Source organism: Streptomyces shaanxiensis (assembly GCF_039537145.1).
Classification (GTDB): Bacteria; Actinomycetota; Actinomycetes; order Streptomycetales; family Streptomycetaceae; genus Streptomyces; species Streptomyces shaanxiensis.
Genome location: NZ_BAAAZY010000012.1, coordinates 302,806 through 322,710 on the forward strand (window position 1 = coordinate 302,806; position 19,905 = coordinate 322,710).

Here is a 19,905-nt window from a genome sequence, read left to right on the forward strand (position 1 = left end):
CGGCGGACCGCGGCTCACCGTTCGCCGCCCGGTGGCTCGCCCGCGCCATGTGGGCCAGTCGGTGGATGGTCCGCCCCTGGCGGCGGTGTCGGCCCGGCTTCGGGGCGGGTGCCTGCGAGGATCCGGCTCCATGCGAGTAGTAGGACAAAATGACAAAAGTCACCGCAATGGGTCAGTCGTAGAGCGTGGTCGGCGTGGTTATCGGGCAGCCGGACGTTCGCGGGTACGGGGCGGGATCGCCGTCCTCGCCGTCGCCGCCATCGCCTCGGGCTGTGCGCCGGCCGGCGACGGCGGATCCGAGGCCGGACGTCCCACCGCGAGCCGACAGCCCCTCAAGGCCCCGCCGCCGGCCGCCACCGCGGCCCCGGACACAGGCGCGGCGAACACCAAGAGCCCGCACGCCAAGGGCCCGCACACCAAGGGCCCTCAACCCAAGAAGTTCCAGTCCCCCCGCGCCGCCCACGCCGCCCGAGTCGCCGCAGCCAGACGCTGGCGTTTGGCAAGCGTCCCGCTCGCGCCCCCACCACCCCCGGCCAGGAAGCCGGCGATCACCACCCGCGACGGCTTCGAGGTCGACGGCCACGAGGAGCTCGGTCTCCCGCCGGTCTTCACCACCGTCCCCACCAAGCAGAAGGTCGTCTTCCTCACCATCGACGACGGCGCCGAGAAGGACCCGGCGTTCCTGCGGATGATGAGCGACCTGCAGGTGCCGTACACCGCCTTCCTCAGCGACTACCTGATCAAGGAGGACTACGGCTACTTCAAGCGGATGCAGGCGAACGGCGTGGTCCTGAACAACCACACCCTCCACCACCCCTACCTCCCCGCCCTGTCCTACCCCCGCCAGAGGCGTGAGATCTGCGGCATGCAGCAGGTGATCGAGGAGCGCTACGGCAAGCGCCCGCTGCTGTTCCGCCCGCCCTTCGGCAACTACGACAGGAACACCCTGCGCGCCGCGAAGTACTGCGGCATCGAGTACGTCCCCTTGTGGAACGAGGAGGTCTTCGTCGACCACTGGGACTACCGCGAGTGGGACAGGAGGATCCGTCCGGGTGACATCGTCCTCACTCACTTCCGGGGCAGGGAGGACTGGAAGGGCACAATGCCCGACATGATCCGCCGATTCCTGAACAAGGTGACGGCCGAGGGGTATGCGGTGGCCCGGCTGGAGGACTACCTGTGAGGTCGGGCGCGGTTCCGCCGGCGCTGGCGGCCGTCGTCCTGGCGTACGCCCTGCTCACCGGCTGCGCCCAGCCGACCGGGTCGATGGCCCCCGGCGCGGCCACAGCCGAACGGCCGACCGGCACGGCGACACACGACGCCCGGCCGGCGAAGGACCCGACGCCCACAGCACAGCCGTACCGCCGCTGGGGCCTGACGGCCCCGCTGCCCGCACCTCCGTCGCCACCCGCCCGGCGGATGCCGACCCGCGCGGGCGGCATGCTGCCCGTCGTGGACCGTGTCCCCACCCGCGACAAGGTCGTCTTCCTCACCTACGACGACGGCGCCGAGAAGGACCCCCGCTTCGTCGACATGGTCCGTGAACTGCGGCTGCCCGTCAGCATGTTCCTCACGGACAGCGTGGTCGGCCCGGGCTACGGCCACTTCGCGCGCCTGCGCTCGGTGGGCGCCTCCATCCAGAACCACACCCTCGACCACGCCGCCCTGCGCGGGTTGCCGTACGCGGGCCAGCGCGCCGAGATCTGCGGCCAGCAGAACAAACTCCGCGCCCGCTTCGGCATCCGCCCCCACCTCTTCCGCCCGCCCTACGGCACGTACGACGCCACGACACTCCGCGCGGCGGCCGACTGCGGCGTGACGGCTGTGGTGCTGTGGCGCGCGGCGATGGAGGGCGACGGCGAACTGACGTACGCGGAGGGCCCCGGCCGACTGCGCGCCGGCGACATCGTCTCCGTCCCTTCGGGTGAACCGACGGGCTTGTCCCTGAGGAAGCGGACGACGAGGCTGCTGCGGGAGATCCAGGGACAGGGACTGACGGTGGGCCGTCTGGAGGACTACCTGTAGCCCCACCAGCCTGTCCGGCGCTTGAGCAGGAGGCCGTTCAGGCCGAAGGGGGTCCTGGGGCACAGCCCCCGGAACGGCGGCCACGGCAACGCCGGTCACCAGAAACCGCGGCTCGGCCGGCGCAGCGAATTAGCAGTCCGCTTGACCGAGTGCTAATCACGGTCATAGTCTCGGCTCTGGCACTCCCCCCTGGAGAGTGCCAACAACGCGACGGGCAGGTCCGGCACCCGCGACGACGGATCCACCTGGTCGCCACCTCAGACAGTTAACCCCGTGAGATCTCCGAAGGGGGAGGTCGGATCGTGACGACCGCCAGCTCCAAGGTTGCCATCAAGCCGCTCGAGGACCGCATCGTGGTCCAGCCGCTGGACGCCGAGCAGACCACGGCCTCTGGCCTGGTCATTCCGGACACCGCCAAGGAGAAGCCCCAGGAGGGCGTCGTCCTGGCCGTGGGCCCGGGCCGCTTCGAGAACGGCGAGCGCCTGCCGCTCGACGTCAAGACCGGCGACATCGTGCTGTACAGCAAGTACGGCGGCACCGAGGTGAAGTACAACGGCGAGGAGTACCTCGTCCTCTCGGCTCGCGACGTGCTCGCGATCATCGAGAAGTAATTCACCTCAAGCACATTTTGCTTGTGAGCTGCGCCCCGGGCCCCCGCGACCTTATGAAGCCGGGCGTCAGGGGCGCAGTTCGTTTCACCCACGTTTTCCGAGAGGGCTGAACCGCTCCCATGGCGAAGATCCTGAAGTTCGACGAGGACGCCCGTCGCGCCCTCGAGCGCGGCGTCAACAAGCTGGCCGACACGGTCAAGGTGACGATCGGCCCCAAGGGCCGCAATGTCGTCATCGACAAGAAGTTCGGCGCCCCCACCATCACCAACGACGGTGTCACGATCGCCCGTGAGGTCGAGATCGAGGACCCGTACGAGAACCTCGGCGCCCAGCTGGTGAAGGAGGTGGCGACCAAGACCAACGACATCGCGGGTGACGGTACGACCACCGCCACCGTGCTCGCCCAGGCGCTGGTGCGCGAGGGCCTGAAGAACGTCGCCGCGGGTGCCTCCCCGGCCGCGCTCAAGAAGGGCATCGACGCCGCCGTCGCGGCCATCTCCGAGGACCTCCTCGCCTCGGCCCGCCCGATCGACGAGAAGTCCGACATCGCCGCCGTCGCCGCGCTGTCCGCCCAGGACCAGCAGGTCGGTGAGCTCATCGCCGAGGCGATGGACAAGGTCGGCAAGGACGGTGTCATCACCGTCGAGGAGTCCAACACCTTCGGTCTGGAGCTGGACTTCACCGAGGGCATGGCCTTCGACAAGGGCTACCTGTCGCCGTACTTCGTGACGGACCAGGAGCGCATGGAGGCCGTCCTGGAGGACCCGTACATCCTCATCAACCAGGGCAAGATCTCCTCCATCCAGGACCTGCTGCCGCTGCTGGAGAAGGTCATCCAGTCGGGTGCCTCCAAGCCGCTGCTGATCATCGCCGAGGACGTCGAGGGCGAGGCCCTGTCGACCCTGGTCGTCAACAAGATCCGCGGCACCTTCAACGCGGTCGCGGTCAAGGCCCCCGGCTTCGGTGACCGCCGCAAGGCGATGCTCCAGGACCTGGCGGTCCTCACCGGCGCCACGGTCATCTCCGAAGAGGTCGGCCTCAAGCTCGACCAGGCCGACCTGGACGTGCTGGGCTCCGCCCGCCGTGTCACGGTCACCAAGGACGACACGACCGTCGTCGACGGTGCCGGCAACGCCGAGGACGTCACGGGCCGCGTCGCCCAGATCAAGGCCGAGATCGAGAACACCGACTCCGACTGGGACCGCGAGAAGCTCCAGGAGCGCCTCGCGAAGCTGGCCGGCGGCGTGTGCGTGATCAAGGTCGGCGCCGCCACCGAGGTGGAGCTGAAGGAGAAGAAGCACCGTCTGGAGGACGCCATCTCCGCGACCCGCGCCGCGGTCGAGGAGGGCATCGTCTCCGGTGGTGGCTCCGCTCTGGTCCACGCCGCCAAGGTGCTCGAGGGCGGCCTCGGCAAGACCGGCGACGAGGCCACCGGTGTGGCCGTCGTCCGCCGCGCCGTCGTCGAGCCGCTGCGCTGGATCGCGGAGAACGCCGGCCTGGAGGGCTACGTCATCACCTCCAAGGTCGCCGAGCTCGAGAAGGGCCAGGGCTTCAACGCCGCCACCGGCGAGTACGGCGACCTGGTCAAGGCCGGCGTCATCGACCCGGTCAAGGTCACCCGCTCCGCCCTGGAGAACGCCGCCTCCATCGCCTCCCTGCTCCTCACGACCGAGACCCTGGTCGTCGAGAAGAAGGAAGAGGAGGAGCCGGCGGCCGCCGGTGGCCACGGCCACGGGCACGCCCACTGAGCCCAGGCGCTCCTAGCCGGCCGCCTCTACCAGGCAAGCAGGCAGAAAGGCCCCGGTCCCGCACACACGCGCGGGACCGGGGCCTTCCCCTTCGCGGGCGTCACTGACCGAGTACCCCCAACTGCTCCAGCAGACCCGCCCGGTCGTAGAGCCAGCGGCTCTCGCAGATCCTGCCGTCCCGGAACCGCTGCCAGGTCATGCCCTGCATGCTCACGTCCTGCCCGGTCGCCGGAATCCCCAGGAACTCACCCTTGTGCCGGGCGACCCACGTCCACCGCGTGCACACCTGGTCCTCCTGGGCCATCTGGTCGTCGATCCGGAACGTGAAGTCGAACGCGGCACGCCACCCCGCGTACTGCTCCCGCACCCCCGCGACACCCTGCACGGGCTGCGGATACGACGGATCGTGATCCACGTAGTCGTCGGTGAGGTGGTCCCCGATCCGCTCCGGTGCCATCTTCCCCATGGCCCCGAAGAAGGCCCGCGCCGCCAGGACGTTCAACTGCTCGTCCCGCACGACGTCGAGATCGGTGAACGTAGGCGTCTCGTCACAGAGCGCGACCATCTCCTGGAAGATCCGATCGGTCTCGGGCAGATTCGAGTTCCGCATCGCGTCCTCGTACGACGGGAACTCCACGATCTCGATGAAGTGCGCGGAGTCCGACCGGTCCTTCCCGATGATGTCGTGCGTCGCTGTCCGCTTCCCCTTGGTCTGCTCGACCCACCTGTCCATCAGCCGGTTCATCTCGTCGAAGCGGCTGGTCCTGCAATCGATGAGCTGCACGAAGGTCATGACGTCGACGCCTCCCGGTGCCCCTGGATGCGGCTGAACAGCACCATTCTCCTCGCTGGAGGGTCGGTGTGCCTGTCGTACCCGGTGACGAGCACGACAGCGCCCGCTGCCGCGCCGGTCCTCGCCGAAGCCTTCCGGCGCCCGCCTACTGCGGCCCGTACTTGCGCCCCGTCCGCGAACTGATCCCCCCGAGCAACCCCCGGGGCACCACCTTCACCACGCCCATCAACGCCTTGTACCGAGGATCCGGGATCGACACCGCCTTCCCCCGCGCCAGATCACCGAGCGCCGCCGCCACCAGCTTGTCCGCGTCGAGCCACATCCACCCCGGGATGTTGTCCGTCCCCATCCCGGCCCGCTCATGGAACTCGGTCCGCACGAACCCCGGGCACAGCGCCATGAGCCGCACCCCGCTCCCCGCCAGATCCCGCGCCGCTCCCTGCGTGAACTGCACGACCCACGCCTTGGACGCGCCGTACGTCCCGCGCGGCACGAAGGCCGCCACGGAGGCGACGTTCACGACACCGCCCCGTCCCCGCTCCCGCATCGCCTCCGTCGCCGCCGACGTCAGCCGCAGTACCGCCTCGCAGTGCACCTTGAGCATCTTCAGCTCGTCGGCCATGGAGACGTCGAGGTAACGGCCCTTGTTGCCGAAGCCGGCGTTGTTGATCAGCAGGTCGACGGGGTTGCGACGGTCGCCGAGGCGGGCGGCGACGGTCTCGATGCCGGTGTCCTCGGCGAGGTCGGCCGAGAGCACCTCCGCCTCGATGCCGTGCCGGTCGTGCAGCTCGGTGGCCTGCTCCCGCAGCCGCTTGGTGTCCCGGGCCACCAGGACGAGGTCGTGCCCGTCCGCCGCCAGCCGTCGCGCGAACGCGGCGCCGATGCCCGCGGTCGATCCCGTAATCAATGCCGTTGTCATGGCGCAACATTAGTGACCTGGACTGAGCACATCCGCTTACTGCACAGGCCCCGTCGATCAGTGAAGCCCCGGCGAAGACGCCTCTCCTGCGAGGGACCGTCAGGCCCCTTACGCCGCCCCGCACTTGCGAGCCGCCTCCAACGACTCGGGAGGCAGCACATCGCCCGCCCACCTTCACGGTGGGTGATCAGGAGTCAAAGTATCTGTGCGCTGTAGGGCGATGAGTCCAAGGATCACTTATGCTCGACCTGTGATCGAGGCCCGTCATCTCCGTGTGCTGCGCGCCGTCGCCGCCACCGGTTCCTTCTCCGCGGCGGGGCGCGAACTGGGCTGCACCCAGCCCGCCGTCAGCCAGCAGATGAAGGCCCTGGAGGCGTCCGTCGGCACGCCCCTGCTGATCCGCAGCGGTCGCGAGATGCGGCTGACCCAGGCCGGTGAGGCGCTGGTGCGGCACGCCGCCGGGATCCTGGCGGGACTCACCGCCGCCGAGGAGGAGGTCGCCGCCATCGCCGGGCTGCGCGCCGGGCGCGTGCGCCTCGTCTCCTTCCCCAGCGGCAGCTCCACCCTCGTCCCGACGGCCCTCGCCGCCCTGCGCGCGGCCCACCCCGGCACCCGCGTCTCCCTGGAGGAGGCCGAACCGCCGCAGTCCGTCGAGCTGCTGCGCGAGGGCGACTGCGATGTGGCCCTCGCCTTCCGGTACGAGGGTGCGGCCCTGGAAGGGGAGTGGGAGGACCTCGTCGTACGCCCGCTGCTGACCGACCGGCTCGTCGCCCTCGTACCCGAACGTCACCGGCTCGCCCGCACCGTTCCTTCGGGTTCCATCGCCATCGGCGAGCTCGCCGCCGAGCCGTGGATCGCCGGATGCCCGCGCTGCCGGAGCCAGTTGATCGAGGTGTGCGAGAGCGCCGGCTTCACGCCCCGCATCGACTTCGCCACGGACGACTACCCGGCGGTCGTCGGCCTGGTCGGCGCCGGCCTGGGCGTGGCCGTCCTGCCCCAGCTCGCCGTCGAGTCGGTCCGGCCGCGAGGGGCGCGCATGGTGACGCTGGAACCGGCGGTCCGGCGGGAGATCGTCGCGCTCACCCTGCCCGACCTGGCACAGGTGCCGGCCGTGGCGGCGACGCTGGAGCAGCTGGCGCGAGCGGCCGCCCGCTAGTCAGAAGTAAGGGCACGCGTGCGCGTGCCCTCCTTGAAGAAACGTTCCTTCAGTTGTGGGAAGCGGACTCCCCGCTGGCCGTCGACGCCGAGACCAGCCGGTTGCGTGCCCGCCCCATGAGCTCCTCGCGCTCGTCCTCGGTCAAGCCGCCCCAGACGCCGTACGGTTCGCGGACCGCCAGCGCATGCGCCGCGCACTGCGCGCGCACCGGGCACCTCATGCAGACCTCCTTGGCCGAGTTCTCACGAGCGCTCCGAGCCGCACCGCGTTCGCCCTCCGGATGAAAGAAGAGCGAGCTGTCCACCCCGCGACAGGCGGCCAGGAGCTGCCAGTCCCACAGGTCCGCGTTCGGTCCGGGAAGGCGGGAGAAATCTGCCATTGCGTGACCCCTTGTAGCCGTTCTGGGCGGATACGGTGCTCACGACCGTACATCTACGATCTAAGGAGATGAAAATATGACTCATTGCGAATCTAGCCCCAAACGCCAAGAAACGGGAAGAAAAAGGGCTGAATGGGGCATGGGTTGTGATGAAACGTTGTGGGTCCGCCCCGCATGTCTGCACCGTGTCCGCCCCCTCACGTAGAGTGCCGAAGATGGCACACGGCCCCGTAACTCTTTCGAGTGACCGTCGTTGAGAGGGCGAGGCGGTTGAAGGAACAAGCGCTCGGGCAGGCGTCCGAGACGGTCGACCGCTCAGGTGACGATTTCGTACCAGCCTGGAGGCTCAAGGTGACGTGCATCAGCTGCGGAGGGCGGCCATGACATCCGTCCTCGTCTGCGACGACTCCCCGCTTGCCCGAGAGGCGCTCCGCCGCGCGGTCGCGACCGTGCCCGGCGTCGAGCGCGTGACGACGGCGGCCAACGGCGAGGAAGTCCTCCGCCGCTGGGGCGCCGACCGCTCGGACCTGATTCTGATGGACGTACGCATGCCCGGTCTGGGCGGCGTAGAGACCGTGCGGCGGCTGCTGTCCGCCGACCCCGGTGCGCGCATCATCATGCTCACCGTCGCCGAGGATCTGGACGGCGTGGCCCTCGCGGTCGCCGCCGGCGCCCGCGGCTATCTGCACAAGGACGCCTCGCGCGCGGAGCTGCGTGCCACGGTGACGCAGGCGCTGGCCGACCCGACCTGGCGCCTTGCCCCCCGTCGGCTGCGCTCCGCCGAGATGGGTGCCGCACCGACGCTCACGGCGCGTGAGATCCAGGTGCTCGAGGGGATGAGCCACGGTCGTTCCAACGCGGAGATCGGACGCGAGCTGTTCCTGTCCGAGGACACCGTGAAAACCCACGCCCGGCGGCTGTTCAAGAAGCTCGGTGCTTCGGACCGGGCCCACGCGGTGGCGCTCGGGTTCCGTTGGGGCCTGGTTCGCTAGGAGCTCGGTCCTGCAGGCCGTTGCTGTGTGCGGGTCGTTTGTGGCTGGTCGCGCCCACGCGGCGGAGCCGCATGATGTCCCGGCCCGCGCCCCCTTGTGGGGCGCGGTTGCGGGGTCGGCCAGAGCGGCCCTGTCGGTGCCCGCTGCTCGTTTCGGCGCGGATGCCGCATCCTTGAGATGTGGAGTCTCTCGGGGACGAGTCGGTCGAGCGGAAGGGGAGGGCGCAGGGGATGAGTGCCGGCGCACCTACTCATAACGCTTCGGTGCACAACATCGGGCGCGATGCAACGGACCACACGGCCGCAAGGCACCATGGACCGATGCGCGACGACGAGGCGGCCAATGCCGCAGGGGCGATCGGTGCACTCGTCCATCGCGCCGTCGACGGAGACGAGCAGGCCACGCACGATCTGCTCGCGCACGTCCACCCCCTGGCCCTGCGCTACTGCCGCACCAGGCTGTCGCGCCTGCCGGGCGACGCGCGGCACTTCGTCGAGGACCTCGCCCAGGAGGTCTGCGTCGCCGTCCTGCTCGCGCTGCCGCGCTACAAGGACACCGGCCGCCCCTTCGAGGCGTTCGTCTTCGCGATCGCCGCGCACAAGGTGGCCGACCTGCAGCGGGCCGCGATGCGGCACCCGGGGTCCACGGCGGTTCCGTCGGACGAGATGCCCGAGCGCCCGGACGACTCCCTCGGCCCGGAGGAGCGGGCGCTGCTGAGCAGCGACGCCGAATGGGCCAAGAAGCTGCTGGCCAACCTGCCCGAGAACCAGCGGGAGCTGCTGCTGCTGAGGATCGCGGTGGGGTTGACCGCGGAAGAGACGGGTCAGATGTTGGGAATGTCACCCGGCGCGGTCCGGGTGGCCCAGCACAGGGCGCTGAGCAGGCTGCGAGCACTGGCGGAGCAGTAGCGCTCCCCGTGCGCTCCCTTGAGTGCGCCCCCAAATGAACAGGCTTCTCCTCGGTTCCGTACGAACATACGAAGCCCGGAGCCATACAGAACCGTGGAATTTGCGAGCCGTGCTTCCCGTTAGCATGGACATCCGCACCGATCAAGGCCATTTGGGGAAGGTGTCATGACTGCCAACGTCGACGGAGTGCCCGGAAAATTCGCAACCCTCGGGCTGACCTACGACGACGTGCTGCTGCTGCCGGGCGCATCCGAGGTGCTCCCCAACGCGGTCGACACCTCGTCCCGCATCTCCCGCAACGTCCGGGTGAACATCCCGCTGCTCTCGGCCGCCATGGACAAGGTGACCGAGTCCCGCATGGCGATCGCGATGGCCCGCCTCGGCGGCGTCGGCGTGCTGCACCGCAACCTCTCCGTCGAGGACCAGGTCAACCAGGTCGACCTGGTGAAGCGGTCCGAGTCCGGCATGGTCACCGACCCGATCACGGTGCACCCGGAGGCGACCCTCGCCGAGGCCGACGCCCTGTGCGCCAAGTTCCGTATCAGCGGCGTTCCCGTCACGGACCCGGCCGGCAAGCTGCTCGGCATCGTCACCAACCGGGACATGGCCTTCGAGAGCGACCGCAGCCGTCAGGTGCGCGAGGTCATGACGCCGATGCCGCTGGTCACCGGCCAGGTCGGCATCTCCGGCGGCGACGCGATGGAGCTGCTGCGCCGCCACAAGATCGAGAAGCTTCCGCTGGTCGACGAGGCGGGCGTCCTCAAGGGCCTCATCACGGTCAAGGACTTCGTCAAGGCGGAGAAGTACCCCAACGCGGCCAAGGACTCCGAGGGCCGCCTCCTCGTCGGTGCCGCCGTCGGCGCCAGCCCCGAGGCCCTGGAGCGGGCCCAGGCGCTCGCCGAGGCCGGCGTGGACTTCCTGGTCGTCGACACCTCGCACGGCCACAACAGCAACGCCCTCAGCTGGATGTCGAAGATCAAGTCCAGCGTCGGCGTCGACGTGATCGGCGGCAACGTCGCCACCCGTGACGGCGCCCAGGCGCTGATCGACGCCGGTGTCGACGGCATCAAGGTCGGTGTCGGACCGGGCTCCATCTGTACCACCCGTGTGGTCGCCGGCATCGGCGTCCCGCAGGTCACCGCCATCTACGAGGCCTCCCTCGCCGCCCGCCCCGCGGGCATCCCGCTGATCGGCGACGGCGGCCTGCAGTACTCCGGCGACATCGGCAAGGCGCTCGCCGCCGGTGCCGACACCGTGATGCTGGGCTCGCTGCTCGCGGGCTGCGAGGAGTCCCCGGGCGAGCTGCAGTTCATCAACGGCAAGCAGTTCAAGTCGTACCGCGGCATGGGCTCGCTCGGTGCCATGCAGTCCCGTGGCCAGGGCAAGTCGTACTCGAAGGACCGCTACTTCCAGGCCGAGGTCGCCGCCGACGACAAGCTCGTGCCCGAGGGCATCGAGGGCCAGGTGCCCTACCGCGGCCCGCTGTCCAGCGTCCTGCACCAGCTCGTCGGCGGTCTGCGGCAGACCATGGGCTACGTGGGCGCGGCCACCATCGACGAGATGGAGTCCAAGGGCCGCTTCGTACGGATCACCTCCGCGGGCCTCAAGGAGAGCCACCCGCACGACATCCAGATGACGGTCGAAGCGCCGAACTACAGCCGTAAGTAGTCACCAGGCATCGACAAGGGCGGCCCCGGAAGCACCGGGGCCGCCCTTGTCGTGCCCGTCGGCGATACTGGAAGACGCTGAACGCATCAGGGAAAGGCCACAGACGTGACTGAGATCGAGATCGGGCGCGGCAAGCGCGGGCGCAGGGCGTACGCCTTCGACGACATCGCCGTCGTCCCCAGCCGCCGTACGCGGGACCCGAAGGAGGTCTCGATCGCCTGGCAGATCGACGCCTACCGCTTCGAGCTGCCGTTCCTGGCCGCCCCCATGGACTCGGTCGTCTCCCCGGCCACCGCGATCCGCATCGGCGAGCTCGGCGGCCTCGGCGTGCTGAACCTCGAGGGCCTGTGGACGCGGTACGAGGACCCCCAGCCGCTCCTCGACGAGATCGCCGCGCTGCCCACCGAGGCCGCCACGCGCCGCCTCCAGGAGATCTACGCCGCTCCCATCAAGGAGGAGCTGATCGGGCAGCGCATCAAGGAGGTGCGCGACTCGGGCGTGGTCACGGCCGCCGCGCTCTCCCCGCAGCGCACGGCCCAGTTCTCCAAGGCGGTCGTCGACGCGGGCGTGGACATCTTCGTCATCCGCGGCACGACGGTCTCGGCGGAGCACGTGTCCGGTTCGCACGAGCCGCTGAACCTGAAGCAGTTCATCTACGAGCTCGACGTCCCGGTGATCGTCGGCGGCTGTGCCACGTACACCGCGGCCCTGCACCTGATGCGCACCGGCGCGGCGGGCGTCCTGGTCGGCTTCGGCGGCGGCGCGGCGCACACCACGCGCAACGTCCTGGGCATCCGGGTCCCGATGGCCACGGCGGTCGCGGACGTGGCGGCTGCCCGCCGTGACTACATGGACGAGTCCGGCGGCCGGTACGTGCACGTGATCGCGGACGGCGGCGTCGGCTGGTCCGGCGACCTGCCCAAGGCGATCGCCTGCGGCGCGGACGCGGTGATGATGGGCTCGCCGCTCGCGCGCGCCACGGACGCGCCGGGCAAGGGCAACCACTGGGGCATGGAGGCGGTCAACGAGGATCTGCCGCGCGGCAAGAAGGTCGACCTGGGCACGGTCGGCACGATCGAGGAGGTGCTGACGGGTCCGTCGCACACCCCCGACGGCTCGATGAACTTCTTCGGCGCCCTGCGGCGGGCCATGGCCACGACCGGGTACAGCGAGCTGAAGGAGTTCCAGCGGGTCGAGGTCACGGTCGCGGACTCGCAGCACATGCGGTAGCCGCTCCATCGGCGTCAGGGAAGGGCCGGTCACTCCAGGTGGGGTGACCGGCCCTTTTTGTGTGCCCAAGTGGGCTTGGGCGGGGGCGCGTTGTGCCGGAGGGGGCGCGCGGTTGCGTTTGGGGCGAATGTGGGCCGAACGGGCGAAGGGAGTCGGTAGCGTCCGTGATCGGCGTCCCGTTCTCTGGGGCGCCCCCTTCCAAGGAGATGTTCCGGACCCCGGCCCTCGGGGCCCGGCCCGAGCTCCAGACGGACCGCCTACCGGGTCAATGGGCGGCATCGTGGAAGGGGGCGCGCCCATGGGCCGTCACCGCAAGCCAACCCGCTGGGATCGCACTTGGCTTCGGCTGGTGAAGTTCCGGAGGAGGTGTGTCTTGTGGTATTTCGGAAAGTGAGCGGCCGCCCCCAAGAGGACTAGGGGCGGACACCCGGCCACTTTTCAGGAGCCTGCCACAGTGACCGCTGTGGTGGGCTCCACCTGTTCGTACGGTACCGGACTTGCTGTCGAGCGGGTCCGGTACCGGAGGTGGTGCATCTTGCGGATCTATGTTCCGTAGGCTAGCGGTGACGAGCATCCCCCGCCACCAGCCCCGAAGGCTCGCGCACCCCACGCGCCCCCCTTCACAACCGATGCGCCGCCCCCGTTGGCGCTGCCCCTCGCGTGTCCAGCAACAGCTGCGCCTTCACCGACAGCCCCTGAAGGTCATACGTCCGATGCTGCTGAAGCAGGATCGTCAGGTCGGCCTCCGCGACGGCCTCGTACAGCGCGTCCGCGCGCGGTACCGGGCGGTCCAGGACGCTCCAGGAGGCGACGTAGGGGTCGTGGAAGCTGATGCAGGCGCCCAGCTCCAGCAGGCGGGTCGCGACCTCCTGGGCGGGGGTGGACTGCTGGTCGGCGATGTCGGGCTTGTAGGTGACGCCGAGGAGGAGGATGCGGGCGCCGCGCACGGACTTGCCGTGCTCGTTGAGGAGGGTGGCGGCGCGCTGGATGACGTAGCGGGGCATCTGGCCGTTGACCTGCTGGGCCAGCTCGACCATGCGCAGGGTGCGGCCGGCGGGGCCGGTGAGGTCCTGCGGGACGGCGTGGCCGCCGACGCCGGGGCCGGGGCGGAAGGCCTCGAAGCCGAACGGCTTGGTCTCCGCGCAGCGGATGACGTCCCACAGGTCGATGCCCAAGTCGTGGCAGAGGACGGCCATTTCGTTGACCAGGGCGATGTTGACGTGCCGGAAGTTGGTCTCCAGCACCTGTACGGTCTCCGCCTCGCGCAGTCCACGCGCGCGTACCACCTTGTCGGTGAGCCGGCCGTAGAAGGCGGCCGCCGACTCGGTGCACGCAGGCGTGAGGCCGCCGATCACCTTGGGGGTGTTGGCGGGTGTGAAGTCGCGGTTGCCGGGGTCGACGCGGCTGGGGGAGTAGGCCAGGTGGAAGTCGCGGCCGGCGCGCAGTCCCGAGCCCTCTTCGAGGAGCGGGCGCAGGACGTTCTCGGTGGTGCCCGGGGGTACGGGCGACTCCAGGATGACGGTGGTGTGCGGGCGCAGCATCGCGGCCAGCGTGCGGGCGGCCGTCTCCATCTGGCTCAGGTCGAGCCCGCCGTCCTCGCCCCGTGGGGTCGGCGGGCAGATGACGGCGGTGCGGACGCGGCCGAGCTCGGTGGGGCTGGTGGCCTGCCGGAAGCCCCCCGAGACCATCCGGCGCAGTTCGGCGGGGCTGAGGGAGCCGGAATCGGGCCCGGTCCGGTAACCGAGCGTGGGGATGCCGGCGGCGACGGCGGCCTTGGCCAGCGGCAGGCCGTACGGGCCTAGTCCGATGACGGCGAGATCTGCGGGCATGGCGTGGGCCGTCCTTCCCAATAACCGAAGTGGTGCAGGTGCGCAAGCCCTGTGGACAGAACGAGGGGGCGCAATGTCAGACTAGGAGTAAATATGACCGATTTGCGGGATTGAATGATCGCGTTTCCTTGAGTGTTGTCCACAGGCTGGGGGCGAGTAGTGGCTGAAGCCGGGCAACCCGGTCAGAATTTGGGCATGGGGGGTACGAACCGGGCTTCGCCCGACGGGTGCGGCCTACTCGACCGATGAGCGGGAGGCAGCGGTGAGGACAGCGACACTGGGGCCGGCGGAACGCGCCGAGTCACTGGCGGCAATGGCCGAGCGCGAGCTGGACCTACTGGTCGTGGGCGGCGGCGTCGTGGGCGCGGGTACCGCCCTCGACGCGGTGACCCGCGGACTGTCCACCGGCCTGGTCGAGGCTCGTGACTGGGCCTCGGGCACGTCCAGCAGGTCCAGCAAACTGATCCACGGCGGCCTGCGCTATCTGGAGATGCTCGACTTCGCGCTCGTACGGGAGGCGTTGAAGGAGCGCGGGCTCCTGCTCGAGCGGCTGGCTCCGCATCTCGTCAAGCCGGTCCCCTTCCTGTATCCCCTGCAGTACAAGGGCTGGGAGCGCCTGTACGCGGGGTGCGGCGTCCTGCTCTACGACGTCATGTCGATGGCCCGCACCCATGGCCGGGGGCTGCCCATGCACCGCCACCTGAGCCGCCGTCACGCCCTGCAGGTCGCCCCCGCCCTGAAGAAGGACGCGCTGGTCGGCGCCCTGCAGTACTACGACGCACAGATGGACGACGCCCGCTATGTGGCCAACCTGGTCCGTACGGCGGCGGCCTACGGCGCGAGGGTCGCCAACCGCGCGCGCGTGAGCGGGTTTCTGCGCGAGGGCGAGCGTGTCGTCGGGGCCCGGGTGCAGGACGTCGAGGCGGGCGGGGAGTACGAGATCCGTGCCAAGCAGATCGTCAACGCCACCGGTGTGTGGACCGACGACACTCAGTCGATGGTGGGCGAGCGCGGGCAGTTCCATGTCCGCGCCTCCAAGGGCATCCACCTGGTCGTCCCCAAGGACCGCATCCACTCCACGACGGGCCTGATCCTGCGCACCGAGAAGTCCGTGCTGTTCGTCATCCCCTGGGGTCGGCACTGGATCGTCGGCACCACCGACACCGACTGGGACCTCGACAAGGCCCACCCCGCCGCGTCCAGCGCCGACATCGACTACCTGCTGGAACACGTGAACTCGGTGCTCGCGGTGCCGCTGACCCGGGACGACGTGGAGGGCGTGTACGCCGGACTGCGGCCCCTGCTCGCCGGTGAGTCGGACGCCACCAGCAAACTCTCGCGCGAGCACACCGTCGCCCACCCCGTGCCCGGGCTCGTCGTCGTGGCGGGCGGCAAGTACACGACGTACCGGGTGATGGCCAAGGATGCGGTGGACGCGGCGGTGCACGGGCTCGACATGCGGGTCGCCGAGTGCGTGACGGAGGACATTCCGCTGCTGGGCGCCGAGGGATACCGGGCCTTGTGGAACGCACGGGCGCGGATCGCGGCGCGGACAGGGATTCATGTGGTGCGGGTGGAGCACCTGTTGAACCGGTACGGCGCGCTGGCCGAGGAGCTGCTCGAACTCATCGGCGCCGACCCCGCGCTGGGCGAGCCCCTGCATTCCGCCGACGACTATCTGCGCGCCGAGGTCGTGTACGCGGCCTCGCACGAAGGGGCGCGGCATCTGGACGACGTGCTGACGCGGCGGACGCGCATCTCGATCGAGACGTTCGACCGGGGGACGCGCTGCGCCCGCGAGGCGGCCGAGCTGATGGCGCCGGTGCTGGGCTGGGACAAGGACCAGATCGAGCGCGAGGTCGAGCACTACGAGAAGCGGGTGGAGGCCGAGCGGGAGTCGCAGCGGCAGCCGGACGATCTGACGGCGGACGCGGCGCGGTTGGGGGCGCCCGACATCGTGCCGTTGTAGTGCTCCGGCCGCTGCGGCGGTGGTCGCACGCCGTGCCGGCGACCGATCGCACCGGCACGGCGGAACCTCACTCGAACGAGTGGCGGGAGCTGGGATCTCTGCTCGAACCTCGGCCGTTCTATCTGGTGCGAGGGCAGAACTCGGCGGCGAGCAGCCGGGGTTCGAGGCCGGGATCTGCGATCGCCGTCGTGTTCACCCGGAATGTCAGGACGCGACGACCGCCGACGGTGGCCGCGGAGCGCACGTAGCTGCCGGAGATGCGCCCGTTGTGCCCCCATACGACGGTGCCGCACGGCAACTTCACGGGAAAGAGACCCAAGCCGTACGAGCCATGTGCGGCACGGGTGTCGAGCATCTCGCGCAGCCAGTGCGGGGGCAGCAGCCGGCCGCCGAGCAGCGCCGAGTAGAAGCGGTCGAGGTCGGCGAGCGTGGACACCAGCTCACCCGCGGCGCCGGCCACCCGCGGGTCGAGTTCGGTGACGTCGGTCCCGTCGGTGGCGTAGGCGCGGCCGTGCGGGAAGGGGAGAGAGGTGCGGGATCCAGGGAAGGAGGTGCCGGTCAGACCCAGCGGAGCGATGATGCGGCGCTCGGCCTCGGCGGCGTAGGAGCGGCCGGTGACGTGCTCGATGACCAGGCCGAGCAGGACGTAGTTGGTGTTCGAGTAGGAGTAGCTGCCGCGTTCGGCAGGGGGGTGGGTGAGTGCGATGCGTACGGCCTGAAGCGGTGTGACGGGGACGGTGCCCCCGGTCTCGGCGGTGAAGTCGTACAGGCCGCTGGTGTGGGTCAGCAGGGAACGAAGGGGCAGCGCGCGCCCGTCGTTGCCCGACCCGCGCACCAGACCCGGCAGATACCGCTCAACCGTGTCGGAGAGGGCCAACTGTCCTTCGGCGGCGAGTTGCAGGACGACGGTCGCGATGAAGCTCTTCGTGATGCTGCCGGCACGGAAGCGGTCGGTGGGTCCGATGCCCGGGCCGGCCTGGGCGTAGCGGGCGCCGGCCGCGTCGTGGGCCAGCAGGGCCGCGGCGGGGGCCTCGCCACGGGTGACGAGCTGCGGGAGGAGGGCGCCCGTCGGCCGTGTCGAGGGCGCCGACGAGGCGTTCGGGGCCAGGCCGAGGAGCGCCGCGGACACGAGGCCGAGGAGGGACACGGACACACAAGCGCCCAGAAGTGTCCGAAACAGGGGTGTCGCCGGTCGTGCCATGCGGATTCCTTCCCTTGCCGCGGCCCATCATGCCGGTAGGCGGAATGTGCGATTCAGTGGGTCCCGGGTGTGTCGGGGCCGGGAGGTTCGGGCCGCGCGGCGGCGTTGTGGTACGAGGGGCACCCTCGTCGTAGGGCACTTGTCGGGTGAGAGACAATGGAGGCTCTGTCAGGGCGGGTTGTATGAGGGGACGCATGTCGGAGGCGGAGCGGGCGGGGACATCTCGTCAGGACACTCGTCAGGACGATCACGAGCGTCTCCTCGCGGGGCGATACAGGCTGGGAGGAGTGCTCGGCCGGGGCGGCATGGGCACGGTGTGGCGTGCCGAGGACGAGACTCTGGGGCGGACGGTCGCCGTCAAGGAACTGCGGTTCCCGTCGAACATCGACGAGGAGGAGAAGCGGCGGCTGATCACGCGCACGTTGCGTGAGGCCAAGGCGATCGCGCGGATCCGCAACAACAGTGCGGTGACGGTGTTCGACGTCGTCGAGGAGGACGACCGGCCGTGGATCGTGATGGAGCTCGTCGAGGGCAAGTCGCTCGCCGAGGTCATCCGTGAGGACGGCCTGCTGGAGCCCAAGCGTGCGGCCGAGGTCGGCCTGGCCATCCTCGACGTGCTGCGTTCCGCGCACCGCGAGGGCATCCTGCACCGTGACGTGAAGCCGTCGAACGTCCTGCTGGAGTCCGACACCGACCGGGTCGTGCTCACCGACTTCGGCATCGCCCAGGTCGAGGGCGACCCGTCCATCACCTCGACCGGCATGCTCGTCGGCGCGCCCTCCTACATCTCCCCGGAGCGGGCCCGCGGCCACAAGCCGGGCCCGGCGGCCGACCTCTGGTCGCTGGGCGGGCTGTTGTACGCGTCGGTCGAGGGTGTGCCGCCGTACGACAAGGGCTCCGCCATCGCCACGCTCACGGCCGTGATGACCGAGCCGATGGAAGAGCCGAAGAACGCGGGTCCGCTGAGGGACGTCATCTACGGCCTGCTCACCAAGGACCCCGTCAAGCGGCTCGACGACGCCGGTGCGCGGGCGATGCTCAACGCCGTCATCCATGCGCCCGAGCCGAAGGACGAGCCGGAGCCGCTGGACGCGACGAAGGTCGTGCCGCTGCCGCCGCAGCCCGGTGCGCCTGCGGAGAAGGGGCGTTCGGGTGCCGGCTCCGGGTCCGGTGGCAAGCGGGGCGAGGAGGCCGGGGAGCGGTTGCGCGGGGCGCTGCGGTCCGTGCGGAAGGCCGCCGTGAGTGCTGGGGCGGCCGGGGCGGCTGCGGCTCGTGCCAAGTCCGGGAGTGACACGGCTGTTTCGGGAGCCGACGCGCAGGGTCGCGAGAGTGCGGCCGCTGGGGCCTCCGCCGGAGTGGGCGGGGCGAAGGCGCCGTCGGGGGCGGGGACTTCGGGTCGGTCGTCCGGTTCCGGGTCCGATTCGGCTGCTGGTGCCGGTGCCGGTGCCAGCGGCAGTGCCAGTGCCGGTGCCGGTGCTGGTGTCGGTGTCGGTGCGCAGGACAGTAAGGCGGCGAACGGGGCCGGTGAGGGGCGCAGTTCGGGGTGGCCCGTGATGACGCCGCCGGATCTGCCGCCGCGGCCCGTGCCGAGGGCGCCGCTGACCGATGTGGTGCCGAAGCGGACGCTGGTGATCATCGCGTTGGTCGTGGTGCTCGCGGTGATCGGAGTGGTGCTGGCCGTTGTCCTCAACGGCGATGACGGCTCGAAGGGGTCGGCGAGCGGGGGCGGGGCCGCCAAGGCCTCGGCGAGTGAAAGTGCCGACACCAAGCAGGACAAGAGCGGCAGTACGCACACGGACGGTGCTGCGTCCGCGTCCGCGAGCACGGGGAAGGGATCCGGTTCCGGGGCGGAGGCCGGGAGTACGCCGAGTGCCGGGGCGAGCGCGACCGGCGGGAGCGGGGCCGAGGCGGGATCCGGGAGCGACAGCGGGGTCGCGTCGACCCACGAGGGGAACCAGGGGTACTCGATCGGGCTGCCCAAGGGATGGAAGTTCCAGAGCACGGGTTCGGCGGGGGACCGGTTCACCGGGCCCGACGGGCAGAAGCTGCTCGTCGCCTGGACCACCACGCCGCAGGACGACCCGGTGGCGGACTGGAAGAACCAGGAGCAGTACATGACGCGCTCCCAGTACAAGAAGATCCGCATAGAGAAGGTGGACTACCGCAGCTGGAACACGGCCGACTGGGAGTTCACCTATGTCGAGAACGGGACGAAGTACCGGACGATCGACCGGGGGTTCGTCGTGAACGACCAACTCGGATATGCGCTGATGTACACCGCGAAGAGCGCGAAGTGGGACAGCGAGCTGCGCAAGGACACATGGGGGACGCTGACGGATTCGTTCCGGCCGAAGTCGTGAAGTGAGCGGGTCCCGGTCCGGGGAGGCCGCGACCGGGTTTGAGCCGTGAGATACAGCAACCCCTCTTTGTGGGTTGCCTGCGGCACGTATCGTGAATGATTGCGGACCGTACGCATC

The 19,905-nt window shown here is 70.0% G+C and carries 16 protein-coding genes; 11 read left to right on the forward strand and 5 right to left on the reverse strand.

Translation table 11 applies throughout. The annotated features are described in order from the left end of the window. Positions 1-130 precede the first annotated feature (130 nt). The 4 genes from ABD932_RS24470 to groL all read left to right on the forward strand — a co-directional run bounded on the left by ABD932_RS24470 (position 131) and on the right by groL (position 4,384). A complete protein-coding gene (locus ABD932_RS24470) occupies positions 131-1,183 on the forward strand; it encodes a polysaccharide deacetylase family protein (RefSeq protein ID WP_345015657.1) in 1,053 nt (350 codons plus the stop codon). Continuing rightward, positions 1,180-2,025, forward strand: a complete 846-nt coding sequence (locus tag ABD932_RS24475; protein ID WP_345015658.1) for a polysaccharide deacetylase family protein — start codon at positions 1,180-1,182, stop codon at positions 2,023-2,025. The genes ABD932_RS24470 and ABD932_RS24475 overlap by 4 nt, the downstream gene beginning before the upstream one ends. Positions 2,026-2,327: 302 nt before the next feature. Next, the gene (gene groES, locus ABD932_RS24480; RefSeq protein WP_055493212.1) at positions 2,328-2,636 is read left to right on the forward strand and encodes a co-chaperone GroES; all 309 of its coding nucleotides are present in this window, start codon (positions 2,328-2,330) and stop codon (positions 2,634-2,636) included. A 119-nt stretch (positions 2,637-2,755) separates the two neighbouring features. Continuing rightward, a complete protein-coding gene (groL, locus tag ABD932_RS24485; protein WP_345015660.1) occupies positions 2,756-4,384 on the forward strand; it encodes a chaperonin GroEL in 1,629 nt (542 codons plus the stop codon). A gap of 100 nt (positions 4,385-4,484) precedes the next feature. Here groL and ABD932_RS24490 read toward each other — a convergent pair whose 3' ends face one another. Both ABD932_RS24490 and ABD932_RS24495 read right to left on the reverse strand, forming a co-directional pair. After that, complete coding sequence (locus tag ABD932_RS24490; protein WP_345015661.1) at positions 4,485-5,177, reverse strand: ester cyclase; 693 nt, start codon at positions 5,175-5,177, stop codon at positions 4,485-4,487. Positions 5,178-5,322: 145 nt separating this feature from the next. Further along, complete coding sequence (locus tag ABD932_RS24495; protein WP_345015662.1) at positions 5,323-6,096, reverse strand: SDR family NAD(P)-dependent oxidoreductase; 774 nt, start codon at positions 6,094-6,096, stop codon at positions 5,323-5,325. 250 nt (positions 6,097-6,346) lie between these two features. Between ABD932_RS24495 and ABD932_RS24500 the strand changes: the two genes are divergently transcribed. Next, complete coding sequence (locus tag ABD932_RS24500) at positions 6,347-7,252, forward strand: LysR family transcriptional regulator (protein ID WP_345015663.1); 906 nt, start codon at positions 6,347-6,349, stop codon at positions 7,250-7,252. A gap of 49 nt (positions 7,253-7,301) precedes the next feature. Here ABD932_RS24500 and ABD932_RS24505 read toward each other — a convergent pair whose 3' ends face one another. Then, positions 7,302-7,631 (reverse strand): WhiB family transcriptional regulator, encoded by a 330-nt coding sequence (locus ABD932_RS24505; RefSeq protein WP_126394324.1) that lies wholly within the window; start codon positions 7,629-7,631, stop codon positions 7,302-7,304. Positions 7,632-8,011: 380 nt separating this feature from the next. On the opposite strand from ABD932_RS24505, the gene ABD932_RS24510 reads away from it, so the two are divergent. The 4 genes from ABD932_RS24510 (at position 8,012) to ABD932_RS24525 (ending at position 12,429) form a co-directional block, all read left to right on the forward strand. Beyond that, complete coding sequence (locus tag ABD932_RS24510; protein ID WP_003948568.1) at positions 8,012-8,623, forward strand: response regulator transcription factor; 612 nt, start codon at positions 8,012-8,014, stop codon at positions 8,621-8,623. Between the two features lie 320 nt (positions 8,624-8,943). After that, on the forward strand, positions 8,944-9,531 hold the full coding sequence (locus ABD932_RS24515) for a sigma-70 family RNA polymerase sigma factor (protein ID WP_115906402.1): 588 nt from the start codon (positions 8,944-8,946) through the stop codon (positions 9,529-9,531). 165 nt (positions 9,532-9,696) lie between these two features. Next, positions 9,697-11,199, forward strand: coding sequence for an IMP dehydrogenase (guaB, locus tag ABD932_RS24520; RefSeq protein WP_345015664.1), 1,503 nt, complete (start codon positions 9,697-9,699; stop codon positions 11,197-11,199). A gap of 105 nt (positions 11,200-11,304) precedes the next feature. Then, a complete protein-coding gene (locus ABD932_RS24525; protein ID WP_345015665.1) occupies positions 11,305-12,429 on the forward strand; it encodes a GuaB3 family IMP dehydrogenase-related protein in 1,125 nt (374 codons plus the stop codon). A gap of 620 nt (positions 12,430-13,049) precedes the next feature. Here the strand turns inward: ABD932_RS24525 and ABD932_RS24530 are convergent. After that, on the reverse strand, positions 13,050-14,258 hold the full coding sequence (locus tag ABD932_RS24530) for a nucleotide sugar dehydrogenase (protein ID WP_345015666.1): 1,209 nt from the start codon (positions 14,256-14,258) through the stop codon (positions 13,050-13,052). A 262-nt stretch (positions 14,259-14,520) separates the two neighbouring features. Between ABD932_RS24530 and ABD932_RS24535 the strand changes: the two genes are divergently transcribed. Then, entirely contained in the window at positions 14,521-16,227 is a 1,707-nt protein-coding gene (locus ABD932_RS24535) for a glycerol-3-phosphate dehydrogenase/oxidase (protein ID WP_345015667.1), read from the forward strand. 118 nt (positions 16,228-16,345) lie between these two features. Here the strand turns inward: ABD932_RS24535 and ABD932_RS24540 are convergent, their stop codons facing one another. Further along, complete coding sequence (locus ABD932_RS24540; protein ID WP_345015668.1) at positions 16,346-17,428, reverse strand: serine hydrolase domain-containing protein; 1,083 nt, start codon at positions 17,426-17,428, stop codon at positions 16,346-16,348. 194 nt (positions 17,429-17,622) lie between these two features. Here ABD932_RS24540 and ABD932_RS24545 point away from each other — a divergent pair, with 194 nt between their 5' ends. After that, positions 17,623-19,788, forward strand: coding sequence for a serine/threonine-protein kinase (locus ABD932_RS24545; protein WP_345015669.1), 2,166 nt, complete (start codon positions 17,623-17,625; stop codon positions 19,786-19,788). The last annotated feature ends 117 nt before the right edge of the window (positions 19,789-19,905 follow it).